Annotated in this window: 10 protein-coding genes and 1 pseudogene; 9 read left to right on the top strand and 2 right to left on the bottom strand. The window is 45.4% G+C overall.

Features of this window, described 5'->3' with window-relative positions:
* Positions 1-154 precede the first annotated feature (154 nt).
* Entirely contained in the window at positions 155-982 is an 828-nt protein-coding gene (locus ACI1P2_RS27855) for a helix-turn-helix transcriptional regulator (protein ID WP_355323612.1), read from the bottom strand.
* Between the two features lie 148 nt (positions 983-1,130).
* Between ACI1P2_RS27855 and ACI1P2_RS27850 the strand changes: the two genes are divergently transcribed.
* Both ACI1P2_RS27850 and ACI1P2_RS27845 read left to right on the top strand, forming a co-directional pair.
* Positions 1,131-1,877: an SDR family oxidoreductase gene (locus tag ACI1P2_RS27850; RefSeq protein WP_355323609.1), complete on the top strand. Its 747-nt coding sequence runs from the start codon at positions 1,131-1,133 to the stop codon at positions 1,875-1,877.
* Positions 1,878-2,150: 273 nt separating this feature from the next.
* Positions 2,151-3,353 carry a glycoside hydrolase family 5 protein gene (locus ACI1P2_RS27845; protein WP_355323606.1) on the top strand — a complete coding sequence of 401 codons (1,203 nt, stop codon included), beginning with the start codon at positions 2,151-2,153 and terminating at the stop codon, positions 3,351-3,353.
* 296 nt (positions 3,354-3,649) lie between these two features.
* Here ACI1P2_RS27845 and ACI1P2_RS27840 read toward each other — a convergent pair.
* Positions 3,650-4,099 (bottom strand): annotated as a pseudogene (locus ACI1P2_RS27840) (carbohydrate ABC transporter permease); the annotation flags it as partial.
* 222 nt (positions 4,100-4,321) lie between these two features.
* Between ACI1P2_RS27840 and licT the strand changes: the two are divergent.
* The 7 genes from licT to ACI1P2_RS27805 all read left to right on the top strand — a co-directional run bounded on the left by licT (position 4,322) and on the right by ACI1P2_RS27805 (position 16,660).
* Positions 4,322-5,158: a BglG family transcription antiterminator LicT gene (licT, locus tag ACI1P2_RS27835; RefSeq protein WP_355323603.1), complete on the top strand. Its 837-nt coding sequence runs from the start codon at positions 4,322-4,324 to the stop codon at positions 5,156-5,158.
* A 154-nt stretch (positions 5,159-5,312) separates the two neighbouring features.
* Positions 5,313-7,217, top strand: coding sequence for a beta-glucoside-specific PTS transporter subunit IIABC (locus tag ACI1P2_RS27830; protein ID WP_355323601.1), 1,905 nt, complete (start codon positions 5,313-5,315; stop codon positions 7,215-7,217).
* 495 nt (positions 7,218-7,712) lie between these two features.
* Positions 7,713-8,420 carry a Crp/Fnr family transcriptional regulator gene (locus ACI1P2_RS27825; RefSeq protein WP_355323598.1) on the top strand — a complete coding sequence of 236 codons (708 nt, stop codon included), beginning with the start codon at positions 7,713-7,715 and terminating at the stop codon, positions 8,418-8,420.
* Between the two features lie 509 nt (positions 8,421-8,929).
* On the top strand, positions 8,930-9,676 hold the full coding sequence (locus ACI1P2_RS27820) for an SDR family NAD(P)-dependent oxidoreductase (protein WP_355323595.1): 747 nt from the start codon (positions 8,930-8,932) through the stop codon (positions 9,674-9,676).
* 353 nt (positions 9,677-10,029) lie between these two features.
* Positions 10,030-11,169: a GntR family transcriptional regulator gene (locus tag ACI1P2_RS27815; protein ID WP_355323592.1), complete on the top strand. Its 1,140-nt coding sequence runs from the start codon at positions 10,030-10,032 to the stop codon at positions 11,167-11,169.
* A 144-nt stretch (positions 11,170-11,313) separates the two neighbouring features.
* Positions 11,314-13,542 (top strand): hypothetical protein, encoded by a 2,229-nt coding sequence (locus tag ACI1P2_RS27810; protein WP_355323590.1) that lies wholly within the window; start codon positions 11,314-11,316, stop codon positions 13,540-13,542.
* A gap of 25 nt (positions 13,543-13,567) precedes the next feature.
* Complete coding sequence (locus ACI1P2_RS27805; protein WP_355323587.1) at positions 13,568-16,660, top strand: alpha-mannosidase; 3,093 nt, start codon at positions 13,568-13,570, stop codon at positions 16,658-16,660.
* Positions 16,661-16,668: the final 8 nt, after the last annotated feature.

The raw sequence follows: 16,668 nt of genomic DNA, 5'->3' as shown, positions 1-16,668 counted from the left end.
CAAGGAAAAAGAGAGCATCTATCGAAAAGTTTGCTCTCTTTTACTTGAGCTCACGGAACCCTCTTTCATGGACTGTTCTTAAAGCGGCTGAGCATCTCGAGGACAAAGTCCTTCATGAATTATAGCAACAAAAAGGCGTTTTTGGATCATGAACTTACTTCAGCAAATCTTCCAACAGTTCGTCGGTCCCCAAGTTTTCGACTGGCGTGAACACCCTCATCGCAAAATCACTGCTCTCAGAGATTGTAAACGTATGGTAACGGAAGGTCAGCAGCCCAGCTTCGGGAAGACGGATTATTTGTTCCCCTTCCAAAGTACCGGAAACATCATGTCGTTCCCATAGTGTCCGGAATTCCTCGCTCCTGTCACATAACTTGTCAACTAGTTCTTGATACCACGAATCGTTCATGTACAAGGCAAACCGACTTCTGAAATGAGCCACCATCGCAGAGGCGACATTCTCCCAATTCACGATGCGAGACTTGCTTTCCTCCACCGCAAAGACGCGCCAAAGCATATTTCTTCCGAGCTCCGGGTCTCGACTGAAGTCTTTGCACAAAGTACCCGATATTTGGTTCCATGCGAGAACGTTCCAGCGTTTGTCGATAATGTAGGCCGGATAGGTTCCCATCCTGTCCAGAATCTTCTGCAGGGAAGAAGGGACGGAATCGTCCGCTTTTGGCTCTGGAAGCGAGGAAGGATTGGCCAATACGAGAAGATGGTTGCGTTCGTCGCTGCTGAGACGTAATGTTCGTGCCAAGCTTTCCAAGACTTGCTCCGACACACGAATGTCCCGGCCTTGCTCCAGCGCGGTATACCAAGCTAAGGAAATGCCTGATAAGCTCGACACTTCTTCCCGTCTCAAGCCTGTCATGCGGCGGCGTGACGTTTCAACCTGCAAACCCACCTCTCTCGGGGATAAACGCAAGCGACGTGACCGGAGAAAGTCAGCCAATTGTTTTCGTCTTCTTTCATCATTCATAAAGATGTTACCTCTCCATATGGTGATAGAATTTATACTAGTATTCGTGCCAATAGTATTCGGAACAATACTATAAATGCAGACCTGTTTGTCGGTTCCATGACCCATTATAATTGCGTTATCGTCCGTTGGGAAGGAGGAGTCTATTGTGAAAACAGAGCAGATCGAAAGTGGGCATAGCTTCAAAGGCAAACGTGTTGTTATTCTTGGAGGAACGTCTGGAATCGGGTTTGCGGCAGCTGAAGCCGCTGCACGGGAAGGGGCATTCTTGGTCGTCGTGTCCAGTCGAAAAGAAAGAGTTGACCGTGCCGTTTCGCGTTTGCCCGAAGGTACCGAAGGGTATGTGGTTGATTTGACGGATGAGGAACAGGTTCGACAATTTTTCAGCGAGATCGGGGAATTCGATCACTTGCTCTTTACTGCCGGCGACCCAATGATGGTCGAAAGTCTCGACGCCATCGACGTCGAGACAGCGCACCGATTGTTTAACGTGCGATACTGGGGAGCGTTTATGGCTGCCAAATACGGCAGCCGAAACATCAGGCGGGGCGGTTCAATCACATTGACTTCCGGCGTTGCCGGAGCTCGTCCGCAGAAGGGGCTTACTGTTGCAGCCAGCATATGCGGCGCTGTCGAGTCGCTCACCAGGGCGTTGGCCGTCGAACTGAGTCCGCTTCGCGTCAACGCCGTTTGCTTCGGCATTATGCGTACCGAGTTTTGGAATGACGTTCCTGAGGAACACCGGAACACAATGTATGAAAATGTAGGGGAATCACTTCCAGTTGGGCGAATCGGCGAACCGGAGGATGGTGCCGAAGCATTTTTATACTTAATGCGGGAGAACTATTCTACCGGTCAGATCGTTGTCGTGGATGGCGGTTCTACTCTGGTTTAAGTATTTTGTAGGATGAACGGCAAACGTAAGCCTCTTCCTGAACGTCACTTTGTGAACATCAAATCACCCCCTTCTATCAGTCGGATGGGGGTGAATGTATGATGAATATAGTTATTTATTTTCCATAAATATGTTATTATTGGAAACGGGCGATGATTTTCTTTGTTTGGTCGATAAGGAAGGGAGGGGCGGATTCTCGAATCATTAAATCTGCATCAAGAGAGTAACTTCACTGCTTGTTGAAAAAACAATATGATAAGCGGGGGTTAGGTTATGCTCAAAAAGATGAAGAAATATGGAGTTTGCAGCTTAGCACTTGTATTGCTGGCTTCTGTGGTATTTACCGGATGGAGTACCCGCGCTTCAGCAGCTGATTTCAGATCATTGCAGGCTTCGCAAATTGTGTCGGAGATGGGTGCAGGATGGAATTTGGGGAATCAGCTTGAAGCAACGGTAAACGGCATACCGAATGAGACAGCTTGGGGCAATCCGGTCGTTACCCCGGAGCTGATCAAAAAAGTGAAGGCTGCGGGCTTCAAAACGATTCGGATCCCCGTTTCCTACTTCAATCATATTGGAAGCGCTCCCAATTATACCATTAACGCCGCATGGTTGAATCGCATCCAAACCGTAGTTGACTATGCTTACAATGAAGGCTTGTATGTCGTCATAAACATTCATGGCGATGGGTACAATTCCATACCGGGTGCATGGTTGCTGGTGAATGGAGGCGACCAAGCTGCTATTAAGGAAAAGTATCAGCGGGTTTGGCAGCAGATTGCTACCAAGTTCAGCAGCTATAGTGAGCGTCTTATTTTTGAATCCATGAACGAAGTGTTTGATGGGAACTACGGCAATCCCAATCCGGCATATTACGCGAATCTGAACGCCTACAATCAACTCTTCGTGGATACTGTCCGAAAGACCGGTGGCAATAACAATGCCAGATGGTTGCTAATTCCGGGCTGGAATACCAATATTGATTATACTGCAGGTAACTATGGCTTCGTTCTTCCGACAGATCATTTCAGATCCCCGGCAATTCCTAACTCGCAAAAGAGAATCATGATCTCGGCACACTATTACTCTCCTTGGGATTATGCAGGTGAAGAATCCGGTACGATTACACAGTGGGGAGCAACAGCAACGAATCCTTCCAAAAAGTCTACTTGGGGACAAGAGGATTATCTGGATTCGCAATTCAAATCCATGTACGATAAGTTTGTAACTCAAGGCTATCCTGTTGTAATCGGTGAATTCGGCTCCATCGATAAAACGGCGTATGATCCAAGCAATAATGTATATCGTCAAGCCTATGCCAAAGCTGTGACAGCAACCGCGAAGAAATATAAAATGGTTCCCGTTTATTGGGACAATGGACATAACGGTCAGCATGGTTTCGCTTTGTTTAACCGTTCAAACTATACCGTTACCCAGCAAGGCATCATTAATGCCATCATGCAAGGCATGCAATAATCAAATATTGCGCCAAACCGGGCAAACGGCGTGTTCCTGTCAAAGAGAGGGACATGCCGTTTCATCTATCTATTGTCAAGGGATATTATGGGTCGGACTGGATTGTATTGTTGTGTCGAGGGACAAGAACATAGTCCCATTGAAAGTCGCTATTTTAGCGGCTTTTTTATTTTATCGGTACAAGCTCTTGTCCCGAGCCAAGGTCAAGAACTTGTACCGATTGCCGTAATGGACAAGAACATGTTCCGATTACCGATTAGATGAGTATCTGTGCTACCTTGAAACCATGCTATCCACTATTCTTTGAGCGCACCGATCATAACGCCATGCACAAAATATTTTTGCAGAAACGGATACAGGACCAAGATCGGCAATGTAGACACCATGATCGTGGCGTATTTTATCGTTATGCCGATATCCAAACGATCGCCGGTCGCTGCTCCTGTCATCATACTATCTGTGCTGTTGGAAATCAGAATCTCCCTGAGCACCAGTTGAAGGGGGAACAGTTCCCGGTCACATAAATAAATCAATGCATTGAAATACGAGTTCCAATGTCCGACGGCGTACCATAAAATCATGACGGCAATTACGGACATGGAAAGGGGGATCATAATCCTGGTCATAATAACCCAGTCATTCGCTCCGTCGATGCGTGCGGATTCCTCCTAACTTGCCGGAATGCCTTGAAATGCAGTTCGCATAATAATTAAATTGAACGAATTGATCGCTCCTGGCAACACGACCTGGAAGAATAAATATCCCCCTTGATCAAAAGTAGGGGGCACTGCGGATTCCTATATTTTTTTATTGAAAACGTTCTTTCGATCTTATATAATAGATTTACAATTAATATTAGGGTTGTTACTGTATAGCAGGCAAAGCCTAAACCGATCCGAACTAAATGATATTTAGTCTTGGGTTTGTTTGGGCTTTTTTGTTATTAAAAAAACAAAGTGGGCGAAATCGTGAGAATTAAGAAAATATTCAACAATAATGTTGCTCTAGTTGAAGGGCCTAATCGATCTGAGATGATTGTTATTGGGAAGGGACTAGCCTACCATAAAACTCCAGGTGAACATATAGACCCGGCGAGAATTGAAAAGACTTTTGTAATGGAAACAAAAGAATTGTCTGAGCGGCTTTCTACATTATTAAGTGAAATTCCTCCAGAGCATCTAGAATTAACGGACCAAATTATTCGTTACGCAGTGAAGGATCTGCAAACTTCCTTCAGCAATAATATATACTTGGCCCTTACCGATCATATTAGTTATGCAATTACGCGCTCTGCGCAGGGAATGGGCCTCAAAAACGCACTGCTCTGGGAGATACAGAAATTCTATCCAAAAGAATATCAAACAGCATTGCATGCTTTACAAATTATTGAAAAGAAAACCGGCTTTAAGCTTCCTTTAGATGAAGCTGGTTTTATCGCAATGCATTTTGTAAATGGTCAGCAGGACGGTCAGGAAATGGAGCAGACCGTGCTAGTTACCCAAATGGTTCAAGGAATCCTAAATATAGTAACGCTTCACTATGGGATTGAATTGGATGAGAATTCGTTAAACTACAGTCGCTTTGTGACTCATTTGAGATATTTTTCATATCGCGCTATGCGTCACGAAACGATTCCTTCTGAGGATGATGAACTCTATAAACAAGTTGTTTCCAAGTATCCGGAAGCTTTTGCCTGCAGTGAGAAGGTTAGGACTTATTTATGGGAAGAGTATCAGATTGAGACGACCGAGAGTGAAATGGTTTATTTCATACTCCATATCAGGCGCGTGACCAGTAGGAATTAGTTTATTCACAATAAAGAACAGGGTTGTTACCATTCGTTGGGCAAAGCCTGGATAAGTGATAAGTACACTTTTTTGGTGTATTTCATCACCTATTCAGGTTTTTTTATTTTATATATACCCATGATACCCAGAATAAGTTTAAAGGAGCTGTGCAATGAAGTACGAAAAATTAGCAAAGGATATTATGCACTATATTGGTGGGGAGGAGAATGTTTCCAATCTTGTTCATTGTGCAACTCGGTTGAGATTTAATCTAAAGGATAACCAGTTGCCGGACAAAGAGAAGCTGAAAAGCTTGGAAGGCGTACTGACGGTCGTAGAAAGTGGGGGTCAATTTCAAGTTGTTATCGGGAATGACGTTTCACATGTATACCAAGAGATCAAGAAGAGCAACAAACTGGATCATGGGAATTCTGACTCAGCAGACGTGGAACAATCCAAAGAAAAACTGATGTCCAGAATTTTTGCAGTGATTTCCGGAAGTTTATCTCCACTGTTACCTGCAATGGCTGGGGCCGGGATTCTTAAAGCCTTTTTAACACTGTTTATTTCTTTTGGGTGGATATCTGCTGAAAGTGGAACTTATCTCATTTTGGCTGCAGCAGCAAATGCCGTCTTTTATTTCCTGCCTATATTTTTAGGTATTACTGCGGCCATCAAATTTGGCGCTAATCCTTACGTAGGCGGAGTGATCGGTGCATCATTAATGGAACCGAACTTTACGGGGTTATTGGCGAAAGGAGATACCTCTTCCTTTTTGGGTATTCCTGTAGTCTTAATGGATTATTCGGCAACTGTCTTCCCGGTATTCGTTGCCATTTGGATTTTCTCTTACGTTGAAAAAATCCTTAAAAAAGTCATTCACAAAGAGCTTCAGACGTTCTTGGTTCCCTTGTTATGTCTAGTCATCATTGTGCCGCTCACCGTCATGATTTTTGGTCCGTTTGGAGTGTATATCGGAAACGCCATAGCAGATGCCATTAATTATCTTATGGGAGTAAGCGGGTTGTTAACAGGAGCTGTCATTGGTGGATTAATCTTTTTCCTTGTTATTTTTGGTCTTCATTGGGGCATCATTCCGATCGTTCTGGCAAATCTTACGAAAGGAACCGATCCAATTCTTGCGATGTGGGCTGCCTCTAACTTTGCAATGGCAGGGGTGGCACTTGCTGTCTTCCTTAAGTCTCAAAAGGAAAAGTCGTTAAGATCCATTGCTGGTTCTTCTACGTTAAGTTTATTGTTAGCCGGTGTCTCTGAGCCAACGGTCTACGGAATATTGCTGCGTTACAAACGTACAATCCCATTTGTCATCATTGCCGGAGCTGTTGGTGGGGCCATTAATGGTGGATTCCATACGTATGCTACAGCTTTTGTTTTTCAGAATGTTTTCTCCATTGGTGCATTCGAACCCGTTGGTTATTACTTAATTGGTATCGCCGTTTCTATGGGGATTGGTTTGATACTGACGATTCTTTTTGGGTATCAGGACAAAAAAAATGTTGTTGTTGCTGAACAAATCGATGTGCCTCCTACTGCAAAAGAAAAAATGGTTCAGTCAGAAGCAAGTGCTAGGCCTAGTCCAACGGATGCTGTACCGATTTTGAAGAAGGAAGTGCTTCTCAGCCCATTAACTGGAGATGTAAAACCCTTGACTGAAGTTCCCGATCCTGCATTTGCGGAAGGTGCTATGGGAAAAGGCATTGCTATTCTTCCTACAGTTGGACAAGTTGTGTCTCCGGTGAATGGCACCGTGGGTACCATCCTCAAATCAGGACATGCTGTGATTCTTATGTCTGAGAACGGGGGAGAAATATTGATTCATGTTGGAATCAACACAGTTCAATTAAAAGGACAACATTTCATGCCTCGGGTTAAAGCAGGGGATCAGGTCAAACAAGGAGATCTATTGATTGATTTTGATCTGGAGAAAATCAAGGAAGCTGGGTACAATCCGATCACTCCTGTTATTATTTCGAATACTGCCGACTATTTGGATGTTATTGAAACAACAAACTCTTCGGTTACAGCACAAGATAAAATACTGACGCTTGTTGTCTAACAAAAGGAGGAGGGGGGTAAATACTTTGAAGTCCAAACACTTTTCCTGAGAACTTTTTACATATGCTTCAAAAATCAGTTGAAGCATACGTAAAAGATTAAACTTTTAAACCATTAATCAGAGAGTTGATGATTAATGGTTTTTTTGTGGTCACCCAACAAACCATCCAGCAGTGACGATTTGATTGATACATACATATGTACAAAATAGTATATAATATCAATTTCTAAGTTTTATTGACGAGCCTATGATTCTACTGTATTTTCATACAGTGTTACACATCTATGTGGACATCCGTTTCATTGGAACAGAAATGTCCTTTTTCTTATCCGTCTCTGGATTCTAAGCGAAAAGCTTTGTAATCTGGATTACAGAAGAGGAAATTATGGTGGTTTATGATGGATGTAACACTCCGCTATAGGTTATGTTACACGAGGAACGATTATCGCGGAGCGTGGAGCGGTTGTCGTTTGCAACATTGAAAGGAGGAGCAAAATGTTACATTATGAAGCGATGGAAAACATAACATCATTTTTGCCACAAATAAAGATATTTGAATCGCTTCCGGCAGAAATTATCCGTGAAATCGAACAATTGGTAACAAGATCAAATACGTATAAGCTTTCAAAAAACTCTATTCTTCAGACGCCCGGTGATGAAAGGAATGGCTTGTTTTTCGTAATCGCCGGTAAACTTCGCTTATACAAAACCAATTCGGCCGGCAAACAACATACGGTCTGCATCCTAAGCGAAGGCGGCATGTTTGGTGAAGTTGAAACGTTTTCATTGGGCACAAGAGGGACTTATGTGGAGACAATGGAAGACTCGATTGTTTTTTCAATTCCGACTGAACAATTCGAACCGCTTTTAGGCAAGTATCCTGAATTGTCTTTACGATTTTTATCGGAAATAAGCAAACGCCTGCGAGATCAGGATGAATTGGTGGAAAAATTGGTTTTTAGGGATCTACGCGGTAAAGTGCTTTACTTTCTCCACCGGCTATCTAAAAAGTTCGGCGTAGAGGAAAATGGATACCGAAAAATTGATATTCCCCTGACTCATCAAGAATTGGCCAATATGATCGGTGCCACAAGAGAAGCGGTATCGCTTACCTTACAGGAACTATCCAATGAAGGTATTATCGTGACCAGCCGTAGAATGGTCATGATTCATATCGAAAAAGCGATGAAAGAACTAGCTTGATTTCATGACCCGTATGAATTTCCCTTCGACTGTATGTTTTTCGACGTAATCTAAATTACTGTCGAATTGTTCATCTAGCGTTATGATAAATGCCGTAACGGAATCACTGCTAAATATGAAACTTATAGGAGGAGCCAACATGTCCAATCAACAAGTTCAACAAGAATTACGAAGGAACACTGGGCGATTTAATTGTGGATAGAAGCGTCAGCTGGTTGCAACCGAAGGGCGAATGGGGAAGTCATATAACGAATGTGTGATGACGTAGAATCTTTAACGCTTTAAGTGCGTGTTCAAAAAGTCAGATTTTCAGCACCGAGAAGGTTGAATGAAGATAGGGACTGAGGAGCGGAGCGTACTTAGGGGTCGTGAGCACCGGAAGTCCCGGCTGAATTCAAGATTCGATGTCGAGTCCGCTTCCTGATTTCCTTCGTGATCAAAAGATGACTTTTTGAACTACCTCTTTAAGGTCCAGGAGGATGCATTAATTTTATGGGAGGCATATAGACATGGGGAAATTTGAAGGAAAGGTAGCAGTTATCACCGGAGGAACAAGCGGTATCGGACTTACGACGGCACAACGATTCGTTTCGGAAGGGGCCTACGTATTCATTACCGGCCGCAGACAAAGCGAGCTGGACGCGGCAGTAAAATTGATCGGTGACCGGGTTACCGGCGTTCAAGGTGACATTTCTAATTTGAAGGACTTGGACAAACTGTTTGATACGGTAAAGCAGGAGAAAGGACATCTGGATATTCTATTCGCAAACGCTGGACTTGGCAGCATTCTGCCCTTGGGTCAAATTACGGAAGAGCAGTACGACACGACCTTCGACGTGAACGTAAAGGGTACTTTGTTCACCATCCAAAAGGCTTTGCCGCTGTTTCCAAATATGACGGGAACCATCATCTTAACCGGCTCGACGGCGGGTACGATCGGCGACGCAGGGTTTAGTGTCTACGGAGGTACCAAGGCGGCTCTCCGTCAGATGGCGAGGAGCTGGATAATGGATTTGAAAGGCACAGGGATAAGACTTAATGTACTGAGCCCTGGCATGGTCCACACGCCAGCTTATGATGATCTGTTTGGCGAGGCGCTAAATCAAGTTCTTGAATCGGCGAAGAATGTCGTTCCGTTAAGCCGCTTGGGCAAGACGGAGGAGATTGCCAGCGCGGTGATGTTTCTGGCCTCGGAGGAAAGCAGCTATGTGAACGGTGTCGAATTGTTCGTAGACGGCGGTATGGCTCAAGTCTGACCTTGAATCAGAAGGGATGAGTTGTCATTTAGTAATTCCTAATAAGCCGATGTATCAACTCAGGCAGAGGAGTCTATATAAGCTGATTGTAAGACGACAAGAACATACACGCTTAATAGCCGCATAGCTGCGGCTATTTTTTTGTTAGGATATTATTCTTTAAAACGTCTTACTTACTCTTTGGGCAACAATTTGTACATAAGCTAATATTTTCCGTAATCAATAGGTTTATCAACCCAATTCCCTGTCTTTTTAGAACACTGCATCCCTCTCTAGGTTGTCTATTGTGCTTATGCCTGTAAAAATATATTATATATATAAATCTTATTAAGTGAATTGGTGATGTGATAATCATGAACACGAATGACCGAATACCGTTATACCAACAAATTCAAGAATATATCCGCACAATAATCATCACAGAGAAAATGAAGCCAGGTGATCGAATACCGACAGATAAGGAGCTGATGGATCAATTTAATGTCAGTAAAATCACGGTTGTAAATGCCCTTACAGGTTTAGCTAATGAGAAGCTGATCGATCGTGTGCCTGGTAAAGGGAGTTTTGTCGCGGAAGAGACCGTCACAGCTAATTCTAATTCTGAACCTTCGCTTATGAGTAGAAGGGGACTACATACGGGGATGATTGGGCTTATTATGCCCACGATCCACGATTACTTCGCTATCCGGCTGATTGAAGGGATTGAACAAGCGCTCAATCAGGAAGGTTATCGCAGCATGATCATGTTGACGGATGGCAAGAGCGAGAAAGAGAAGGCCGCGATCAAGGAGCTTAGAGCGCTTGGAGCGGAGGGACTACTCATCTTTCCTGTCGATGAAGAGAATTATAATGAGGAAATTCTCGGCATGAAGCTGTCCGGGTTCCCTTTCCTGCTGATTGACCGGTATTTGCCGGGAGTCGAAACCCATTATATCGCGGCAGATGGAAAACTGGGTGCAAAGCTGGCGGTTGAACATCTCTGGGAGCTGGGACACCGTGATATTGCCATCTGCTCGGATTCACCGCTGCAAACCGTTACGGTCCAGGACCGGATAGAAGGTTATATGGAAGCATTAAAAGATAAAGGAGCGCTTATTAATCCCGCCCATATGATTACGGATTTCAAGCCACTGACAGTTCTAAAGGACGCGGAAGACCATCCGCTGTATCGATATATCCGCAACAAAATGGTTACGGCTTATATATCCCTTAACGGCAGGCTTGGTGTACAGATCTTTCAAATGGCCAAACAAGCAGGGCTTCGTATTCCCGAAGACTTATCAATCGTAAGCTTTGATGATCCAACCTCTATCGTGGAAGAGTTCAGCATCTTCACTCACGTCAAGCAGTTTGAAAGGGATATGGGATTCCGCGCAGCAATCCAGCTACTTGAAGTCATCCGCAGTAATGGAGATATTAAAGGGTTCAGCAAGACACTGATTGAACCTGAACTTGTCATTAAACAAACATCAGGCACCAGTCCTTTGTCTTAAGTTTTGAGTATTGATATTAAAGTCTTTTCCGAATTTACGGAAAAGACTTTTTTATTTTCAATAAAACATATTGAATATATTATTAATGTATATTATATTTTGATAAATGGGTCTCCTCACACAGTCAGGGAGGTTAGAACTGGGATGCGAAACCGTAATGAAGAAAGAATTGGATTTCAGGAATCTGCCCCTTATCATCCAGATTATGATCTGCAGACAGACTTTGTCATGGTCTACGGGATTGATGAGACGATGCCGGAGCGTATTCAGGAATGGAAGGCACAAGGATACATTGTTCATTTGATGACCGGGGTAGCATGGGGGACTTATAACAGTTACTTAGACGGCGAAGTAGACGGAGAGACACATTGGGATGAAGCACAGACGGATCGGCATGGGGAGATGATTCTTCATGGAAAGAAGCCTGTTATCCCTTATATGGTACCTACCGTCTCTTTCGGCAGATTTCTCTCTGATCGAATTCGTTTGGCCGTTGATTCCGGCGTGGAAGCGATCCATTTGGAGGAACCTGAATTTTGGGTGAACGGCGGATACTCCGAATCCTTTAAAAGAGAGTGGCAGCTGTATTACAAAGAACCCTGGTGTCCGCCTCACGCTTCGCCCGACGCACAGTATAGAGCCTCTAAATTGAAAGCGTTTCTATATACACGCGTATTAGATCGCTTATGTACCGAGATGAAAGATTATGCTCTCAAACGCTACAATCGCGTCCTTCGTTTTTACGTTCCAACACACAGTTTGATCAATTATACACAGTGGCGGATCGTTAGCCCCCAATCCCGCTTGATAGAACTTCCTTCTGTGGATGGATATATAGCACAAATTTGGACCGGGACGTCACGTACTCCCAACGTATATGAAGGCGTACGAAAGGAACGCACTTTTGAAACCGCCTACCTGGAATATGGGGTGATGCAAGAGCTGGTAAGGGGAACAGATAGACGAATGTGGTTTCTTCATGATCCCATTGAAGACAATCCGAATCATACATGGGCCGATTATAAGCAGAATTATTTGAAAACGGTTGCAGCTTCACTGCTCCATCCCGGAGTTTCTCATTATGAAGTCGCGCCATGGCCGCGAAGAATTTTTAAAGGGACTTATAAAGCGGATGAGGGGCAGGAAAAAGTGGGGATTCCCGCCGATTATGCAACGACGCTGCTGAACGTCATGCACACACTCGGGAACATGAATCAGGACAACATCGAAACAGAAGATGAGTCTCTTCAGGTCGGTGTATTCATTGCCGATTCGGCGATGTTTCAGCGCATGAAGCCGGAGCCGGAAGCACCCGATGCCGGAAAATATGACGGAACAGATCCAGAAGCATTCCAGGAGGACGGGGATACGGAACTGCTCGATTTCTCTCCATTCTATGGACTGGCGCTGCCCTTACTTAAACATGGGATACCTGTGAGGCCTGTCCAGCTCGATAATGTGAGGCGATATCCGCATTACCTGGCCCCCTATCGTGTGCTTCTTTTGAGTTATGAGTTTATGAAGCCGGAGTACTCGGATATCCATTTTGCACTAGCCCAATGGGTACAGGATGGCGGAGCATTAGTCTATGTCGGTGATGACAGCGACCCCTATCACAACATTCGTGCATGGTGGAATGACGACCTTCGCAGTGGAAGTCCAAATCAGGTTTATCACTCTCCTCGCGAGCACTTATTTGAACAGCTTGGTCTTGAAACAAAGCAGCAGGGCATTCAGTACGCCGGTAAAGGATTGGTGAATTGGCTCTGTGTGCATCCGGCTGTCTGTTCTTCATCGAAGACTGGTGCAGATCAACTACGGCAGTCTGTAAGGGAAGCAGTGGACAAAATTTATGGTTCTCATGAACCCTGGAAATCAAAAAATTACTTCAAAATCAAGCGAGGTCCCTATATTATTGCCTCCGTTCTGGAGGAGTCGGTATCGGAAGAAGCCTTGGTGATCCTTGGTCCGGTTATTGACTTGTTTGATCCTGTCCTTCGCGTTCTGCCGGAAGTTCGTTTAGCCCCAGGAGAGCAGGCTCTGTTATATGATGTTACGGCTGGACGACCACAACATGGCAAAGTAAAACTCATCTCTGCCTCCTCCAGGATAGAAAACTTAACGATAACAGATGCGGGTTTCCAATTTGCAGCCAAAGGCCCAGCCAACCTGCAGGCAACTGCCAGACTATACTGCCCTGCCGAACCGGTAGCGGTCTGCTGTATGGGCCAGGGAGAGGAAGCGGCTGCAGTATGGGAATGGGAATGGGAATGGGATCCGAAATCACAAACCGTACTTCTACGGTATGAGCATGGCAGCGAGAATGAAATCAAGGTTCAGGCAAGTTGGAGTAGTGAAACTCTAAAAGCCTGATGAACGGGAGGGAGTAAAAACAATCATGCCGTACGAACCGATACGATTCGAACCCTTAAAACAATTATTGTCCAAACTCCGTGAAGCCATTTATGAACCGGTTACCCAGTTGAAAGCGACAGCATGGGTTACACCAGAGCCCGTCTCGTTCGCTGAAAGAATGTCGGGGGAAAAAATCACACTTTCGCCCGGGAAGCGATGGGGCGATTTATGGGATTGCGCCTGGTTTTGCTTTACGGGTCATATTTCACAATCCACACCGGATACAAAGGTCGTTCTTCTGCTGGATGTTAATGGCGAACTTTGTCTAGTGGATCACGAAGGGACACCCGTTCAAGGTTTAACCACAATCAATTCGGAATTTGATTTTACACTAGGCCTCCCCGGTAAGAGAGTAGTTCAAGTAGACCCTTCTTCGATAAGCAGCGGGGAAATTGAAATATGGGCAGATGCCGGCAATAATGACTTATTTGGCAAGTACTGCGGCGGAACCTTAAAAGAAGCGGTTATCGCGATCTGCCATGAAGACATCCGGGGGCTGTATTACGACATAGAGGTGCTGCTTGAAACGGCCGAGCATCTTCCCGCCGGCACTGCGCGCAGAGAAAAGATTCTTCAAACTCTATATGACGTTTCATTGCAATTGGCGAAATTCACACCTGACCGTATTCATCAGGCTAAGGAATTATTGGAGAGACAATTATCACTTCGTGGTGGGGACCCTGTATTCAGTATAAGCGCCGTTGGCCATGCCCATATTGATTTGGCTTGGTTATGGCCGATCCGCGAAACCATCCGCAAGGGCGCAAGAACTTTTTCGACGGTGCTTCGCATGATGGAACGGTATCCGGATTATGTATTCGGAGCAAGCCAGCCCCAGTTATATGATTGGATGAAGTCGCACTATCCGAAGCTGTATGACCAGATCAAGGAACGGGTGCGGGAAGGGCGATGGGAACCGCAAGGGGCCATGTGGGTGGAGTCAGACACCAATGTGCCGGGTGGGGAATCCCTTGTACGCCAGATTTTGTATGGTAAACGTTACTTTCAACAGGAATTCGGGCTCGAGATGAGGACACTTTGGATGCCAGACGTATTTGGATACTCCGCAAGCTTACCGCAGCTATTGAGGAAATCCGGTGTGCATTACATGATGACTCAAAAGCTGTCCTGGAGTGAGTATAACCGCCATCCACACCATTCCTTCCTATGGGAGGGTATCGATGGCTCTACAGTTTTAACGCATATGCCTCCGGAAGATACTTACAACAGCCCTGCTGCTCCACGCTCGATGATCAAAGCTGAGCGGGAGTACTTAGACAAGAATGTATCCAGCCACGCACTGATGCTGTTTGGTATAGGGGATGGAGGCGGGGGGCCAGGAGAAGAACATTTGGAACGGCTGGCTCGTGAGAAGAACCTGCTTGGGCTGGCTCCGGTTACACAGGAGCCTTCCTGGAAATTCTTCGAGCGGCTGAATGAAGAACGAGATCATTTCCAGACATGGCGTGGCGAGCTGTATCTGGAGAAACATCAAGGAACCTTGACCAGTCAGGCACGAAATAAGCGGTACAACCGGAAGATGGAGAAAGCGCTGCGTGAACTGGAATTTGCCGCTGTGCTTGCTGCCCAGTTAGGAATGCCATATCCATCCGAGAAACTGGAGACCCTCTGGAAGGAGGTTCTTCTGTACCAGTTCCACGACATCCTTCCAGGGTCTTCAATTAAGCGGGTATACGATGAATCATTAATACGGTATGAGGAATTACTCCGGCAGACAGAAGCCATGATCACCGAAACCCACCGTTATTTAGCAGGGCATATCTCGACGAGTGAGGTGGATGAGAAAGGAATTGTGGTGTTCAATTCACTGCCTTGGGAACGTGAGGAGTGGCTCCAGGTCAATGGGCGATGGCGTATCGTCCAGGTTCCGGCCATGGGATATACCGTCGTATCGGATGCGGCCGACCCTGCAGTCGAAGTTGAAGCAGCGTCCGGCATTGAAATAAACACGGAAACACCGGACTCCTACGTTCATGCAAGAACGAAGGAATGCAGCCTTGAGAATGACAAATGTATTGTGAAATTTGCCGAGAACGGCGGCATTCTCTCGATCCTGGATAAGGAGGAAGCCCGTGAAGTCATCCGGCAGGGCGGACTGGGTAATGACCTTCGTGTGTATCATGACGACGGGGACGCATGGGATTTCCGTCATGATTATTCGGCAAGCCCCGGCATGCCGTTAATTCTTCAGCATGTCCATGAACTTGTCGATGGTCCAAGAACCGGCCTGATCTTCGCCTATAGTTACGGAGCATCCACACTAACCCAGACAGTCGTTCTAACAGAGGGGAGCCGGCGTATCGACTTCGAGACCACTGCAGATTGGAGAGAGGAGGGTAAAATGCTGCGCACCTCTTTCCCTGTTGATATCCGTACCGATCAGGTACACTGTGAAATTCAGTTCGGCAGCCTGAGCAGGCCAACCCACCGCAACACCATGTGGGATTATGCGAAAGATGAGATATGCGCTCACCAATGGGTGGACTTATCGGAGCCTGATTACGGAGTAGCGCTGCTCAATGATTGCAAATACGGCCACCGGGCGATCCAGAACGTAATAGACCTTAATCTACTTCGCAGCACCTCTTATCCTGATCCGGCTGCAGATCGAGCCGAGCATAAGTTCACTTACTCGTTATACCCGCATCAAGGGAACCATGTACAGGCAGAAATTTATCGCAGAGGGAATGAGCTGAATATTCCGCTTCGTCCGGTTATCTTGTCACCATCATCATCAGACCGGCCCAAGGAAAAGCTGCCACATTCGAAAGTGTTCTTCCAGCCGAACCATCCGGGCATTATGGTGGAATCGGTCAAGAAGGCCGAGGACAGCAACGACATCATTATCCGTCTGTATGAGACATCGGGTACCCAAATCAAAACCAGACTATTTATCGGGTTGGAAGTAAGTGAAGTTTGGATGGTTGATCTCCTGGAAAATGAGATTTCATCGTTAGAAATTCAAGGGCAATCGATTAAAGAACAATCCGAGGTAGATTTATTCTTCAAACCATTTGAAATTATTTCGCTGCGATTAAAAGTAAAGCAGGAATAACAGGGGGC

Source organism: Paenibacillus jiangxiensis, from assembly GCF_046098255.1.
Classification (GTDB): Bacteria; Bacillota; Bacilli; order Paenibacillales; family Paenibacillaceae; genus Paenibacillus; species Paenibacillus jiagnxiensis.
Note: the sequence above shows the minus strand (reverse complement) of the source record. Positions and strands in the feature narration are given on the sequence as shown.

Bases quoted from the DNA above. Each gene is read 5' to 3' on its own strand.
- ACI1P2_RS27855 (WP_355323612.1), bottom strand. From the start codon at position 982: ATGAATGATGAAAGAAGACGAAAACAATTGGCTGACTTTCTCCGGTCA.
- ACI1P2_RS27845 (WP_355323606.1), top strand. From the start codon at position 2,151: ATGCTCAAAAAGATGAAGAAATATGGAGTTTGCAGCTTAGCACTTGTA.
- ACI1P2_RS27830 (WP_355323601.1), top strand. From the start codon at position 5,313: ATGAAGTACGAAAAATTAGCAAAGGATATTATGCACTATATTGGTGGG.
- ACI1P2_RS27825 (WP_355323598.1), top strand. From the start codon at position 7,713: ATGTTACATTATGAAGCGATGGAAAACATAACATCATTTTTGCCACAA.
- ACI1P2_RS27820 (WP_355323595.1), top strand. From the start codon at position 8,930: ATGGGGAAATTTGAAGGAAAGGTAGCAGTTATCACCGGAGGAACAAGC.
- ACI1P2_RS27815 (WP_355323592.1), top strand. From the start codon at position 10,030: ATGAACACGAATGACCGAATACCGTTATACCAACAAATTCAAGAATAT.
- ACI1P2_RS27810 (WP_355323590.1), top strand. From the start codon at position 11,314: ATGCGAAACCGTAATGAAGAAAGAATTGGATTTCAGGAATCTGCCCCT.
- ACI1P2_RS27805 (WP_355323587.1), top strand. From the start codon at position 13,568: ATGCCGTACGAACCGATACGATTCGAACCCTTAAAACAATTATTGTCC.